This is a genomic window from Clostridium sp. ZS2-4 (genome assembly GCF_026719745.1).
Classification (GTDB): domain Bacteria; phylum Bacillota; class Clostridia; order Clostridiales; family Clostridiaceae; genus Clostridium_H.
Map to the genome: position 1 here is coordinate 54896 of NZ_JAPPRQ010000053.1, position 15519 is coordinate 70414.

General features: G+C 30.0%; 11 protein-coding genes. 3 read left to right on the top strand and 8 right to left on the bottom strand.

From position 1 onward, the window contains the following. Nucleotides 1-43: 43 nt before the first annotated feature. The gene (locus tag OIO11_RS10250; protein ID WP_268071360.1) at nt 44-1048 is read right to left on the bottom strand and encodes a LacI family DNA-binding transcriptional regulator; all 1005 of its coding nucleotides are present in this window, start codon (nt 1046-1048) and stop codon (nt 44-46) included. Nucleotides 1049-1385: 337 nt separating this feature from the next. Between OIO11_RS10250 and OIO11_RS10255 the strand changes: the two genes are divergently transcribed. Further along, on the top strand, nt 1386-2078 hold the full coding sequence (locus OIO11_RS10255; protein WP_268071361.1) for a DUF421 domain-containing protein: 693 nt from the start codon (nt 1386-1388) through the stop codon (nt 2076-2078). Between the two features lie 118 nt (nt 2079-2196). Beyond that, a complete protein-coding gene (locus tag OIO11_RS10260; RefSeq protein WP_268071362.1) occupies nt 2197-2562 on the top strand; it encodes a DUF4363 family protein in 366 nt (121 codons plus the stop codon). A gap of 60 nt (nt 2563-2622) precedes the next feature. On the opposite strand, the gene ileS is transcribed toward OIO11_RS10260, so the two are convergent. From ileS to OIO11_RS10285, 5 genes are all read right to left on the bottom strand, one after another. Beyond that, nucleotides 2623-5739 (bottom strand): isoleucine--tRNA ligase, encoded by a 3117-nt coding sequence (gene ileS, locus OIO11_RS10265; protein ID WP_268071363.1) that lies wholly within the window; start codon nt 5737-5739, stop codon nt 2623-2625. A gap of 816 nt (nt 5740-6555) precedes the next feature. Further along, nucleotides 6556-7149, bottom strand: coding sequence for a type II toxin-antitoxin system PemK/MazF family toxin (locus tag OIO11_RS10270; RefSeq protein WP_268071364.1), 594 nt, complete (start codon nt 7147-7149; stop codon nt 6556-6558). Nucleotides 7150-7235: 86 nt separating this feature from the next. Next, nucleotides 7236-7592: a C-GCAxxG-C-C family (seleno)protein gene (locus OIO11_RS10275; protein WP_268071365.1), complete on the bottom strand. Its 357-nt coding sequence runs from the start codon at nt 7590-7592 to the stop codon at nt 7236-7238. A 20-nt stretch (nt 7593-7612) separates the two neighbouring features. Next, on the bottom strand, nt 7613-8551 hold the full coding sequence (locus OIO11_RS10280; RefSeq protein ID WP_268071366.1) for a CPBP family intramembrane glutamic endopeptidase: 939 nt from the start codon (nt 8549-8551) through the stop codon (nt 7613-7615). Between the two features lie 189 nt (nt 8552-8740). Beyond that, nucleotides 8741-11317, bottom strand: a complete 2577-nt coding sequence (locus OIO11_RS10285) for an N-acetylmuramoyl-L-alanine amidase (protein WP_268071367.1) — start codon at nt 11315-11317, stop codon at nt 8741-8743. A 434-nt stretch (nt 11318-11751) separates the two neighbouring features. Here OIO11_RS10285 and OIO11_RS10290 point away from each other — a divergent pair, with 434 nt between their 5' ends. Beyond that, nucleotides 11752-12390, top strand: coding sequence for an MBL fold metallo-hydrolase (locus OIO11_RS10290; RefSeq protein ID WP_268071368.1), 639 nt, complete (start codon nt 11752-11754; stop codon nt 12388-12390). 167 nt (nt 12391-12557) lie between these two features. On the opposite strand, the gene nrdG is transcribed toward OIO11_RS10290, so the two are convergent. Continuing rightward, entirely contained in the window at nt 12558-13103 is a 546-nt protein-coding gene (nrdG, locus tag OIO11_RS10295) for an anaerobic ribonucleoside-triphosphate reductase activating protein (RefSeq protein WP_268071488.1), read from the bottom strand. A gap of 16 nt (nt 13104-13119) precedes the next feature. After that, complete coding sequence (gene nrdD / locus OIO11_RS10300) at nt 13120-15237, bottom strand: anaerobic ribonucleoside-triphosphate reductase (RefSeq protein WP_268071369.1); 2118 nt, start codon at nt 15235-15237, stop codon at nt 13120-13122. Nucleotides 15238-15519 lie beyond the last annotated feature (282 nt).

Consider the following 15519-nt stretch of genomic DNA (forward strand, 5'->3'; position numbering starts at 1 on the left):
AAAAAAATGCATATCTTTTCGACATGCATTTCACATTTCACTTCTACTTACATGAATCTCTTTCTATAAGTTCATATGGAAGAATAAACAATTCATTTTCAATAGGTTCTTTGTTTATTTTTTTTATAAGCATTCTAGTTGCTACAGATCCCATATCATATAAAGGTTGAGCTATAGTTGTAAGCTTAGGATAAAAAATAGCGGCTCCGTAAGTGTTATTAAATCCCATAACATCAACATCTTGAGGAACATTAATATTATTATCTCTTAAAGCATTTATTGCTCCCATAGCAATTTCATCGTTTACACAAAATACAGCATCTATGTCTTTTGTTTTTTGTAAAATTGCATTCATTGCATCATAGCCATCATCTGCCTTAAGTGAATACTTACAAAAATAAGTTAGATTTTCATCATATTTTAAATTATTTTCCTCAAGTGCTGCTATATATCCTTTGTGCCTAACAGCACTAGCATTTATAGCATCTTTATCAGTTCCTATATATGCTACTCTCTTATTTCCCTTTTTAACCAAGTAATTCACAGCATCAATACCAGCCTGCTTATTATCTATAACTACACTTGGAAATTCACTCTCCTTACCGTTAGTTTCAATCAAAACCAATGGCATATTAGAATTCTTTATAGTTTTCACCATATTTTCTTCCAATGAGTTACTTATATAAATAACTCCATCCACCATCTTTTCACCAAGAACTCTTAGATACTCCATCTCCTTCTTAGGGTCTAAATCTGTATTGCAGAGTATTATATTATAATCATAGATGTTTGCAACATCTTCAGCACCTCTAACTACTTCCGGGTAAATTTGATTTGATATGTCAGGGATTATTATTCCTATTGTTTTTGTTTTTTGAGTTTTTAAACTTCTAGCAACTATATTAGGCCTATAATCTAATTTTTCAATTGCTTCTAAAACTTTTTTCTTAGTATCTTCATTTACTACGTCTACATTATTTAAAACCCTTGATACTGTGGCAATTGATACATTTGCTTCTCTAGCGACATCTTTTATTGAAGTTGCCATATTACCAACTCCTACTTTCTTTATTTTTTTAATCCTATTATACAATATAAACTATTTAAAATACAAGCGTGTATTTATAAGCATGTAAATATTTACATGCTTTAAGTATTAATTCTATTTTTAAAACATATCCATATTTTTACATCGAATTAAATATTTCATAATATTCATAATTATGTGCTTCTATATAAAATAGGCTATCATAAAAACACCCATACGGATTATTTAAGAATTAAATTTGAAACAATTCACATACTATATGTATAAAAAATAAGTTTTATAATTTCATTTCTATGTACTTAATAAAATAACTTTACAATATTGAGGTGATGATATTATGAATGAAGCACTTATAGTTTCTGTTAGAGGGATAATAGCTTTTTTTACATTACTTATATTTGCTCGAATTCTTGGCAAACAGCAACTAGGTCAATTAACCTTTTTTGACTACATAGTTGGAATAACTATAGGTTCTATGGCATCTACACTTACTACTGATTTAACCAGTACGGCATGGTCTCATTGGATAGGTCTTCTAGTATGGACATGTGCCTCTTTTATTTTACAGATAGTTACTTTAAAATCAAAATCTGCTGGTGAATACCTTGATAGCAAACCAACTATTGTAATAATGGATGGAAAGATTTTGGAAGAGTCTATGAAAAAAACAAGATATCGTTTAAGTGAACTTTTAGAGCAACTACGAAGTAAAGATGTTTTTGATTTAACTCAAGTGGCTTTCGCAATTTTAGAAAAGGATGGTCAATTATCAGTGTTAAAAAAACCTGAATTTCAATCTGCAACTCCAAAAGATTTAAATTTGAAGCCAGATGCCAATATTATAGGTACCGAATTGATTTATGATGGAATCATCGTAGACCAAAATCTTAAAAATATTAATAAAAACCGTAATTGGTTAATATCCCAACTAAAAAAACAAGGAATTAATGATTATTCTCAAGTTTTTGTAGCTACCTTTAATAGTCCTGATAAATTATATGTAGATCTATATAAGGATTATATTCAATAAAGGAAATTTTAATTTACATAGAGTTTTTACTCCATATAAATTTCCAATTACAAAAATATTAGAATGGTTCGCAGTACTATAAAATTATTATTAAGTTATTAATGAAAGGAGTAAACCCATGAAAAAATTTTTACAATATGTTTTTCCCATAGCAATTATAATAATATTCATACTTGTTATGTTAAGTGGAAGTTACTTCAAAAAACCTCGTAATCCTTCGGAAGATGTAATAGGTTATGTTACAGAATTACTAGAAGATGTACAGAGAGATAACTGGAGTAATGCTGAAGATAATGTTACTAAATTAGAAGTTGCCTGGAAAAAAATCTCTCGTAGAATACAGTTTAGTGTAGAACTTGTTGACATTTTTGATATAAACAACAACATAGCACGTCTTAGAGGAGCAGTCATTGCAAAAGACAAAACAAATGCTTTTATGGAATTATACCAAATTCAAGAAAATTGGGATTTATTAACACCTTAATATATAAAAATGTACTCTTTCAAGATATAAAATCTTAAAAGAGTACATTTTGTTTATTTTTTAATTTTCCTTTTCAACAGCTATCTTAAGTTCTTCACCATTGATTTTAAATTCATTGTATTCTTTTTCTAAATCGTAAGCTACTTCTAGAGATAGTGTTTCTTTCTTTATGTGCTCTTCAAATTTTCTAATTACTTGTTCAAGCATTTCATTTCCTGAAACATAAAGTTTTATTTTATCCGCAACTTCGAATCCACTATCTTTTCTTAAATTTTGAACCTTACTTAAGATTTCACGTACATATCCTTCTTCTTTAAGCTCTTGAGTAATATTAGTATCTAAAATTACTCCAACTTCACCTTCACCTGCAAATGCAAAACCTTCAAGTCCTTGCATTGTTACAAGTAAGTTTTCAGAAGTAAGCTTAATTTGGTCTTCACAACCTTCAACATCTACAAATACAGAACCACCATTGTTTATAGTTTGAGCAAGCTCCATTTGATTCTTTTCACTTATAGCTTTTCTTATTCCTGGTATAAATCTTCCATAAGCTCTTCCCAATACAGGTAGATTTGGTTTTATTTCAAAATTAACGTATTTTGAAAGATCTGCACCAAATTGAACCATTTTAATATTAAGTTCTTCTTTTATTATGTCTCCATAATATTCTGGAAGTGATTTTGTGCTAACAAGCATTTCTGAAAGAGGCTGTCTGTTCTTTATATTTGCTCCATTTCTAGCACTACGTCCAAGTTTAACTATTTTGTATGCTAAGTCCATTTTTTCTTCTAGCTCACTGTCTATAGCACTTGCATCATATGCTGGCCATTTACATAAGTGAACACTTTCCTCAGCATCTTTATCTAAATTAGCCACCAAGTTTTGGTATATATCTTCTGTCATAAATGGTACGAATGGAGCTGCAATTTTAACAAGAGTTGTAAGAACTTTATAAAGTGTTGTATATGCTCCAATCTTGTCCTCTGTAAGCTCCGTAGTCCAGAATCTTGCTCTGTTACGTCTGACATACCAGTTTGAAAGTTCATCCACAAACTCTTCAAGTTCAAGAGCTGCTTGAGTAATTCTGTAGTTATCCAAATGCTCTTCTACATCTTTTATTAATGTGTTAAGTTTAGACATTACCCATTTATCCATTACATTTTCTGATACAAAATTTTTGTATTCAGTTGGATTAAATTGATCTATCTCAGCATATAAAACATAGAATGAATATACGTTCCATAATGTGCTTAAGAACTTTCTTTGAGTTTCTTTTACGTCATCCTCAGAAAATCTTGTTGGAAGCCATGGTGCACTGGCAGTATAGAAATGCCATCTTGTAGCATCTGCTCCTTCATTCTCAAGTACATCAAACGGATCTACTACATTTCCTTTTGATTTTGACATTTTAAGTCCATGTTTATCAAGAACGTGACCTAAAACTATACAGTTTTCATAAGAACTTTTGCCAAATAATGATGTAGATATTGCAAGTAATGTATAGAACCATCCTCTAGTTTGGTCTACTGCTTCTGATATAAATTGTGCTGGGAAAGTCTTATCAAAAACTTCTTTGTTTTCAAATGGATAGTGATGTTGAGCAAATGGCATTGAACCTGAGTCAAACCAGCAGTCTATAACTTCTCCAGTTCTAGTCATTTCTTTTTGGCAATGCGGACAAGTAAGTTTAACTGCATCTATATATGGTTTATGAAGTTCTATTCCATCTGGAACATTTATTCCTTTTTCTTTAAGCTCTTGAACACTTCCTATACATTCTCTATGACCACATTCACATTCCCATATTGGCAATGGTGTTCCCCAATATCTGTCTCTTGAGATACCCCAGTCAATAACATTTTCAACGAAATTACCAAATCTTCCTGTTCTTATATTATCAGGATACCAATTTATGCTATTGTTGTTTGCAACAAGTTGATCTCTAAGTGATGTCATTCTTACAAACCAGCTGTCCTTTGGATAGTAAAGAAGTGGTGTATTACATCTCCAACAGTGTGGATATGAGTGAGTAAACTTCTCTGATTTATAAAGCGATCCATTTTCTTTCATATATTCTAGAATTTTAGGATCTGCTTTCTTTACAAACATTCCATTCCATGGTTCAACTGAATCTACAAATTTACCTTCTAAATCAACTAAATTAATAAGTGGCAAGTTGTATTTCTTTCCTGTTTGAGCATCATCTTCACCATAAGCAGGTGCTGTATGTACTATTCCAGTACCATCAGTAAGAGTTACATAATCTCCATGAACTACATAAAAAGCTTTTTCTTCTGGAACTTCAAATTTAAATAATTGTTCGTATTCAGTTCCAAGAAGTTCTTCTCCTTTAAATTCTCTTACTACCTCATATTCTCCTTCTAATACCTTATCAGCAAGCTCCTTTGCAAGTATTAGATATTCTCCATTATTTAATACTTCTACATAGTCATAAGCTTTATTAATTGTTAAAGCTACGTTACTTGGTAATGTCCAAGGAGTTGTTGTCCAAGCTAATATATATTTATTGTCTTCACCTTTTACTTTGAATTTAACAAATGCAGTAGCTTCTTTTACATCTTTATATCCTTGTGCAACTTCGTGAGAAGATAAAGCTGTTCCACATCTTGGGCAGTAAGGTGTTATTCTGTGACCTTTATATAAAAGCTCTTTTTCCCACATTTGCTTTAATGCCCACCAAACTGATTCTATATAATTATTTTCATAAGTTATATATGGATTATCCATGTCAACCCAGAAACCTAGTTGTTCTGACATTTTTTTCCAAAGACTAGTGTACTTGAATACACTTTCTTTACATTCTTTTACGAATTTTTCTACTCCATATTCTTCAATTTGAGGCTTACCTGAAATTCCAAGTTTTTTTTCTATTTCAAGCTCTACAGGAAGTCCGTGAGTATCCCATCCAGCTTTTCTTAGAACCTTATAACCCTTCATAACCTTATATCTTGGAATTAAATCCTTCATAACTCTTGTAAGTACGTGACCTACATGAGGCTTACCATTGGCTGTTGGAGGTCCATCATAGAAAGTGAAATATTCACCATCTTGATTTAAATTAAAGCTTTTTTCTATAACATTTTCTTCATTCCAAAGCTTAGCAATATTTTTTTCCATATCTACAAAATTTGTAGATGCTTCTACTTTGTTATACATTATATTATCTCCTTCCCGTAAACTCTATTTATTATCATTTAATTTTCATTATTAACAATAATACCCATTTTATTACCATTTATGGCATTTATTGTTCAATTTAAATTAAAATTTATAATTTAATACAAACTAAAAAAGCTACGCCCATAAGGACGCAGCTGTATAAACTACCCATAAACCACCTATGTGAAAATTTCAAGTACTATCATACTCTATTTCTTAACGCGAAATAACGGATAAACTTACTCAACAAATCTCTTTCAGTTCTCAGCTCCCAGGTGATTTTCCTTAAACCTTAGCTATGGGTTTCCACCATTCCCCACTCTCTTTAAGCATACAGTTAATTACTTTTCCTGTTCCTAGCTTTTATTACTTAATTTTTGTCAGTTGAAACTATAAATTTACTGACCAAACCACTATAATTATATAATTTTTCAATTGTATTTATTATATTACAACATTATTTTATTGTCAATTTATGTTTATGATATTTTATCATTAGCTGTTTTTTAATAGTTAAGATAAATATAAGTCATTGAAACAGCATTAAATATAGCAAAAAAGACTGGATTATACCAATCTTTTTTGCTCATAATATATCATTTAATATATCTAATATGTTATATAATCTCCCAGCCACTGCCAGGTATGGTATAAACTGAAATAAAGAAAATATGAAATATAGTCTCCTAATCTTGATTAGGTATGTATGAACCCTTACCGATTAAATTTTAACATTAATATGTCGTTTTATCAATAAGTTTTTACTTATTTTTAATTATTATACTAATATTATATTCATTTTGTATAAATAAATCACAATTTCAATGAAATTTTAAGCTTATGTTCCAAAATTTTCATAAATTCTTCATCTACTGTTGCTATATGTCTGCCTAATCTTACTTTTGAAACTACTTTTATCTGCTCTGCCAATATTGTTCCTGTAACTTGATTTTTCTCCCCGTCTTCTAACTTGTAATCACTTTCTCTTAGTTCTATATGTACTGCTATTTTCTTAGGTCTATTAGATATAGGTGCAATTATAGTAGTAGGAGAATTTTTGTTTCCTGTATCATTTTGAATTATTATGACAGGTCTTATTTTATTTTCTTCCGAACCAATATTTTGACCTAGTTCACATGTCCAAATTTCTCCTCTTCTTGGAACAATTTTAGAGGTTTTTACTAAGTTATCATTCATCTTTATCTGCTCATTTACCCAATCCACATAGTTATAAATGCGTTTAATATTATATGCTCTCTTTTTTAGATTATCCAGATTGTTATTTTCTTGAAGCTTACTCTTAATAGTGTATATATATTCTTCTAATATATCATCAATGCTTTTCACTTTACTTTCTATAAAGCTTAGTAATTCTTCGTCATTCATACTATTAATGTCGTTTCTCATATAATAATCCCCCCTTTTATTATAGTAAAATGAGACACTTATTACTTTAATTTATAAAATTCTATAACTTACCCCAATATCCTCTCTTATATATGTTTTTTTAAAATTTCGTATGTATACTCTATTATTTCAGTACAAGATACACCATTTTTCTTTAATTCAATACAATTAAATGTTCCATAGTCTTCTTTTATTTTATTCATAACTTCTTTAGAAATGGTTCTAACTTGATTAGATTCCTCTGCTGAATCTCTACCTTTTATTGCTCCTACAGCTATCATTGCCCCTGTAATAGCTCCACATGTACTTCCTACAGCCATTCCACCACCAAAGGGTGTTGCCACGGATACAGGTATATTAAGATTTTTTTCTTCGTTAAGTGCTTTTATTATAGATTCTGCACAATTGTATCCTTCTTTATAAAACTCTACTGCTTTTGACATATTTAATTCCTCCCATATTATCATTTGTATATAAAAATTAATTGGTTAACTATAATGTATACATATAAAATAACAGTTACATATACTGGCCAGTTAATAACCTTCTCATCATTTCTATGCAGTTCTTTAGGTTCCATTCCTCTTCTTCCATGAATTTTGATGAGTTTTTGAATCAATATTATCACAATACCAGTACAAATTACTGCTAAAATTAAATAAACCAAAACTAAATTTATCTTTTCACTAGTTGTAAGTGCTGATAATCCTGCTTGTTGAGCAGCTTTAACTCCTTCATTTGAAGACTTAAGTAAGAAAGTGCTTAGTTCTGCTAAAAATAGTTGAGTACCATTTATAACAAAATGGCATATCATAGATGAAAATATTGACCCAGTAATTCTAACTAGATATGCAAATATTACACCTAAAGCAAAAGCATATAAAAATTGATTTCCATCCATATGTATTATCCCAAAAAATAATCCTGTCATTATAGCCGATTTTCTTATTGCTATATTATCATAACCTGCCAATATAATTCCACGATATGTTATTTCTTCACAAATAGCGGGTGTTAAAGCTATAACTCCAAGTCTTATTATGAAAGGTATATTATCAAGTTCACTGACTATCTGACCAATCCTGTTTGGAAACACAAACTGAGTTATCAAAGATAAAAATGTTGCTATAGGCATAGCTATAAGTCCTATGGCAATAACTATAAAAATAGTTTTTACTCCTATTTTTTTTAACCTTAGAGTTTCTATTACGGATTGTCTTGTTAAAACAAAATATATTATAGTAGGTACTAGCAGCAAAAGTATTTGAGGCATAACAAGATACACAGGAAGTGATAATTTCAGTTTTGTAAATATAGGTATAAGTTTCCTTCCACCTACTGAATATAATATTAACAGTATCATTGCAAATAAATTTGAATAAAATACTCTGTTTTTCTCCACACAACTCCTCCTCTCTCTACTATTTTTATTATTTCAAAAAAATATACTATAATACTAACATAATAAAGGAAGAGACATAATATTACAATACATTTTGTAATTCTTATATCTCTTCCCAGTATTTTTTTATTTTACTATATTTATTCTTTTAAGCTTTTCTCATCTTTATTGTTCTTATTTTCTCTTGTATTAATCAAGTGTTTTCATAATTCCTCTAGCTATAGCTTCTGCACTCTTTTGTTGATACTGTGGAGATTTTAATAATTTTTCCTTTTCAGTATTACTTAAAAATTCTAATTCCACAAGTGCTGAAGGTGCTTTTGTATATTTAACTACATATACTCCTCTTTCCTTCAATCCTCTGTCTTTTCCTCCTGTTGCAGCTACTAATTCATCTTGAATATTTTGCGCTAACTTTATTCCATCACTTCTATTGTTTCCATATAAAGTTTCAATTCCTGAAGTTGAAGGACTTCCATCTATACTATTAGCATGAATAGATACAAAATAGTTAACATTTGCTGTATCTGAAATATCACAGCGCATTTTTAGCTCTGCTGATTTATTAGCTGGCCATGGTACATTATCACTAGTTCTTGTATATACAACATCAATTCCATTTTTAACAAGAATATCTCCAACCTCTAAAGCCACTGCCAATACTACATCTTTTTCTTTAGTTCCACCTGGACCTACAGCACCCGAATCATATCCTCCATGTCCTGGATCTATACAAATTTTATATTCTGGAGTCCCATCAATTGAAACTACCACTGTTAAAGTAACTGGCTTATTATAGTTTTTTACTCTTCCTTGAATCACGTAACTTCCAAGCTTACTTGTATCTATACTATTTACTTCCCATATGACATCAGCTTGTACTACTGCATTATTACTGTTAACTGCTGAAATTTTAGTAGGTAAAAAATATTGTTCTCCCTGCTTTACATTAACCCTAACATCATTTGCTGAAATAATAGTGTCATTAACGCTGCTGTTTGAATAGCTCACAACACTCTGTGCTATTCCATTTACAATTTTTTCTTGATACTCTGAAGTATTAAGTAATATTTCTTCTTTTGGATTAGATATAAATCCATAATAAACCATAATTCCTATTTCATCAAAATTTTCTAGCATCTTAAAGTTACTACTTTCTTTCGCACCTCTATCTTTTGCATTAGTATTAAATATTACATTTTTTTGAACATTTTCAGCTAACTTCTTACTTGCACTATCACTAGGTGAATAATAAGTTTCTATTCCTTCCCCAACTGACTCGTTATAATAATTACAATGTAAACTGATTAAAGCTTCTGCTCCGCTGTCGTTAGCTATTTGTGTTCTCTTGTCTACGTCAACATCTTGATTCCAAGAAACTGAATCAGTATTTCTTGTATAAGTTACCTTTATTCCTTTACTTTCTAATATTTTTCCAAGTTTTAAAGCAATAGCTAAATTTACATCCTTGTCTTTAACACCTGCGGTACCGTTCAATACTTTTAGGTTTGATGCACTACTGGCGTCTATACAAACCTTAGTAATTTTAGATATATCAGTATTTGGTGCTTTATTAACTATTACCTTTAATGTAACAGTTCCACTATATCCAGATACTGTTCCTTTATAGTAATAAGTCCCTATTTTAGATGTATTAACAGTTGCCTTGTCCCATTTTACACTAACACTTTTATCTGTATTGTCGCTCATTACAGCTTTAACAGTTGTTGGCAGTGTATATTTTTCTCCTTGATATAAGAGAGTTGTTATATCCTTTATATCTTTTATATACATACTTTGCTTTACATCCAAGTATTTCAGTACGGCAACGGCTATAGCAGCTGCACTATTCTTTTTAAACTCTTCACTATTCATTATTTTTTCTTCTTGTTGATTAGTTATAAAACCTAAATCCACATAAATTCCAGTAGCACTTACACTACTTAGGGTTTTGTATGTACTTTCTTTTATACCTCTATTGTGAAGATTTGTTTTACTAGCTAATTCATTCTGAACGTATGAAGCTAATTTTTTAGATTCATTATTACCTTTTAAATAATAAGTCTCTGAACCAGTTGCAGTTGGAGCTGTTGATGAATTACAGTGAACACTGACAAGAACATCAGCTTTAGCATCATTAACAATTTTACTTCTCCTACTAATACTGTCACCACTGCTCCATGAAACTGTATCAGTTTTTCTTGTGTAAACTACCTTAACTCCATTTTCCTCTAAAATTTTCCCTGCTTTTAATACAACATCTAAATTTATGTCCTTCCCTTTAACTCCTGAAGGTCCAACTTCTGCTCCTATATCATTTGCCGCTCTTCCTGCATCCAAAGCTACTATGTATCCTTTTTGTCCTGCCGGCTTATCTGGATTAGTTTTTGTTGTGAAAATCATTTTAGTAGGCTTGGACAATTCACTGCCTTTTACAGATTTAATTCCTTCTTTAACTAATAAAGTATAAGTTTTTCCATACTCATATCCATTTACTGCAGAAATCCGTACAGATTTATTATCCTTGTAGTCAATCTTTGTATCTACCTTAGAATTGCTGTCATTTAAAACTACAATAGTATCTTTTCCATCAATAGAAGATTTGTCAACTTCATCACTAAAATTAATAGTCCATACCTTGTCAATATCTATATTAATTTTACTTTCCATTTCTAAATATGTACTTGCAAATACATTTGGAGGCAAACTCACCCCAATGACCAGTATCATAACCATAAACATTGCAATTTTCCTTATAGTACCCAAATATCTCCCCTCCAAATTCAACATATATTTATATTTTATTTTATATGGATAAATAATGCAATTAAATTAACACACTTATCAAATATTATTAAATATTTCTTTTAAACCACAAATTATCCTTAATTATATTTACGAAAAAATATATCAATAGTTCAGTTATTTATATATTTTTAAATTAATTTTTATGAGAGTAAAATTATGTCATACATTCAACTCTCTATTTATAAGTACATATTACTTATTTCGTCATTGATTATGAAATATTCAGTATAATATTTTTTTATCCATTAATATATTTTCTGTAAACTTCTTTTTAATCCTTGAATATACACCGTATGAATTATAACATTTTGTAATATAATAAGTGTAACAAAAAAGTTAATATATATACATACGTTATACAATGTAACATTTTTGGAAAGGAAGTGTATTTAGTGGAAATTACTTGGCTTGGTCATGCATCTTTTTTAATTAAAGACTCAAACGGTAGAAAACTTTTGACAGATCCCTTTGATAAATCAGTTGGCTACCATACTTTTGATGAAGAAGTAGACTTAGTATCTATAAGTCATCATCATTTTGATCATGATTACATAGAGGAGCTTAAAGGTAATCCTGAAATTATCGATAAGGTAGGTCTATTCTACTTATGTGATATTCCGATTGAAGGAATCCCTTCTTATCATGATAATTCAAAAGGCGCTAAACGAGGTGAAAATATTATTTTCACCTTTGAAATGGATGGTTATAAAATTTGCCATCTAGGTGATTTAGGTCATGAGCTTTCACGAGATTATATAACAAAGCTTGGCAATATAGATATTTTACTTATTCCTGTAGGTGGAAATTATACTATCGATGGAAAAGACGCTGCTAATGTAGCTAAATTCATCAACAGCAAAATCATTATACCTATGCACTATAAAACACCTAATCTAGCTTTTCCACTTGATGGAGTTGAAACATTTATTACAAGTATGAAAAATGGGGAAAGAATAAATGACTATACTCTCAAAATAGAAGGAGAACTTGCAGGTAGGAATATGGTTAAAATTTTAGATCCAAAACAATAGAATAAAATTGTGTAACAATTTTATTCTATTAACCAATCCCCAATCCCCAGTCACCAGAGAAGGATGTTTTGCTAATGCAAAACTAAAATTAGAATAAATTAAAATAGACTTAAAGTAGATATAATCTATCTTTAAGTCTATTTTAATTTATTTTTATCTAATTGTTCTTAATTGTTTTTATCTTTTTTCTTTACTCTGGGGATTGGTGATTGGCTACTGGGGAATATAAGAATGTTGCCACATTTCAGGCTTTCTTCAACATTTATAACTCTCTGATTTCTGGAGCCTGCATATTTGCTGGATCCTTCTGTTAAATCTTTTTCAAATTTTCCGTCTACAAGAACATCTATATGTTTTAAAAGCTTTATTTTATACTCATCATTACTTTGTAAAATTTCTTCATATGTATATCCTGTATAGCACCATAAATTTAACCCTTGTTTTTTTACTCGTTCTGCCAATACATAAAGTTCTTTAGCCTGTTCAAATGGCTCTCCTCCTGAGAAGGTTACTCCATTTATTAATGGAACATTATGATTAATTCTATTTAGCAAATCATCTATATTGACTTTATCACCATAGTCAAAAGCCTGCATAGGCTTATTATGACATCCTGGACAATTATGTTTGCATCCTGAAAGAAATACAACACTTCTTAATCCTCTGCCATTTACCATAGAGTTATCCAAAAAACCCGCAACTTGTAATTCCATTATCTCACCAGCTTTTTTATTGATAAGTGTTGATATGTTTTTCACCATTATGCGAAGTTCTGTCTTTACGTTCTGCAACTTTCCCAGCACCAAATCTCTCATCTAAAGAAAGATATCCTGTAACTCTTGAAATTCCTTGTATATCTTTACTTCCACATTTAGGACAAGTATTTTTATCTGCTTCTATTCTTTCTCCACATTTTCTGCAGTATTTTAAATGGAAATTGATTCCTATATAACTTATATTAGTATTCTTATATGCATAATCAATTATAGTCTTTACATTTTCAGCTTCTGGATATCCATCCATTTCAATATATGTTATATGTCCTCCATTACATATCTTATGAAAAGGAGCTTCTAAATCTATTTTATCTTTTATAGATATTTTACATGATACTGGAACATGATAACTGTTAGTATAATAATCTTTGTCCGTAACACCTTCTATATTTCCAAAAACGCTCTGATCTTGAAGTATAAATTTGCCTGAAAGCCCCTCTGCTGGAGTTGCATAGCAAGACCAGTTCAAACTATCTATTTCTCTATATTTGTCACAAAATTCTCTCATATATGAAACTATTTTAATTCCAAGTTCATAAGATTCCTTACTCTCTGCATGATGCTTACCTACTAAAGCAGTTAAGGTTTCTGCAAGTCCTATGAATCCAATTCCCCACGTACCTTGTTTTAAAATAGCTTCTATCGAATCTTCAGGAGATAAATTTTCAGAACCTCTCATTAAGTGCTCACCTGCTACGAAAGGTAAATCTTTAACCTTTAATCTTTTAAGTACATTATATCTATGCAATAGTGATTCTCTTGCTAATTCAAGTCTATTCTCTAAAAGAGAAAAGAATTTATCTACACTTCCCTTAGCTAATATTCCAACACGTGGTAAATTAATTGTGGCAGGTGCTATATTTCCACGTGCTTCAGGACCTGGTTCACCATTTACATTTGACATTATATATGTTCTGCATCCCATTGTAGCAGCAATTACACCTTTATCATAATATTCCTTATTAAAATCTGCATCTAAATTCATAAACATAGGGTTCATTCTCTTACTTGCAACTTTACAAGCAAGTTCATATAAATAGTAATATGGATCTGTTTCTTCTCTGTTTACACCATTCTTAACTCTAAAGATTATATTAGGGAATATAGGCTGCTCACCTTTACCTAATCCTTTTTCATATTCTTCTAAGAAAAACTGACAAACCATTGCTGCATCTTCATTTCTAGGAAGTCCTAAATTAATGGAACTGAAAGGAACCTGAGAACCTGCTCTGGAATGCATAGTATTTAAATTATATACTATTCCCTGCATGGATTGGTGAACAATCTTTTTCACCTTTTTTTCTACTATTCTTTCAATATCAGCACCAGTATTCCCAAATTCTTCTCTATACTCATTTAAAATTTCCTGTCTTGTCATATCAACAAAAGGTGCCATGTCATTATCAAAATCTACGTGAGATTGTCCTCCGAACATATCATTTTGTGTGCTTTGTAACAATATACATGACAACTCTGCAGCAGATTCTATTCTTTTTGCTGGAAGTATTGTTCCGTAACCTGTATTAAATCCTCTTCTTAATATTTTTCCCGTTTCTATATTTAAGCAGTTTGTAGTTAAATTATAGCTGTCTAAATCATGATAATATATATCTCCGTTCTCATGAGCCTTAGCTAAATGTTTAGGCATTATACCTAAATTATGCCATTTATTTGATTCACTTGCTATTCTAAGTAATTTTGAACTGAAATTATTTCCCACATTTGCGTTATCTCTATCAGTTTCAACTCCTATATTTTTGATACTTTTCATTAAATCTGATTTTATTTCTCTGATTTTTGTTCTTTCTCTTCTATAATTTGAATAAGCTACGCCTATTGGTTTATGCCCATTTTGTAGCAAAATATCTTCAACAATATTTTGAATTTCTTCTACTGTTATTTTTTCATATCCTTTGTTTTCTATCTGCTCAATAACTCTTTGAGTAAGCTCAATAGCTTCACTTTCCTTTAAGTTAAAAGCTATCTCTTCTGCAGAACCTTTAATCGCATTAGTAATCTTGATAGAGTCGAACAAAACCTCTCTACCGTCCCTTTTCACTACATATAGCATTCATTCTACCTCCAACCACAACATATTGTACACGGCATATTATACTCTACAAAAAATTTTATATCAATTTTTAAATATACCATATAAAATTACTACCCCCCTATATGGTTTATATACCTTCTTTTTCTTCTGTTTTTTATACATATAGTAATGTTGACATGAATAACTTAACTTTCTAATTTTTTCACTAATCTTCTAATAATTCTCACAAATAAATCAATCATAAAAAATATATATATAGAATAAATTATTATATCTTATAATCCTATAAAATGGAGGTGT

Bases quoted from the DNA above. Each gene is read 5' to 3' on its own strand.
- OIO11_RS10255 (WP_268071361.1), top strand. From the start codon at position 1,386: ATGAATGAAGCACTTATAGTTTCTGTTAGAGGGATAATAGCTTTTTTT.
- nrdD (WP_268071369.1), bottom strand. From the start codon at position 15,237: ATGCTATATGTAGTGAAAAGGGACGGTAGAGAGGTTTTGTTCGACTCT.
- OIO11_RS10260 (WP_268071362.1), top strand. From the start codon at position 2,197: ATGAAAAAATTTTTACAATATGTTTTTCCCATAGCAATTATAATAATA.
- ileS (WP_268071363.1), bottom strand. From the start codon at position 5,739: ATGTATAACAAAGTAGAAGCATCTACAAATTTTGTAGATATGGAAAAA.
- OIO11_RS10270 (WP_268071364.1), bottom strand. From the start codon at position 7,149: ATGAGAAACGACATTAATAGTATGAATGACGAAGAATTACTAAGCTTT.
- nrdG (WP_268071488.1), bottom strand. From the start codon at position 13,103: ATGGAATTACAAGTTGCGGGTTTTTTGGATAACTCTATGGTAAATGGC.
- OIO11_RS10275 (WP_268071365.1), bottom strand. From the start codon at position 7,592: ATGTCAAAAGCAGTAGAGTTTTATAAAGAAGGATACAATTGTGCAGAA.
- OIO11_RS10250 (WP_268071360.1), bottom strand. From the start codon at position 1,048: ATGGCAACTTCAATAAAAGATGTCGCTAGAGAAGCAAATGTATCAATT.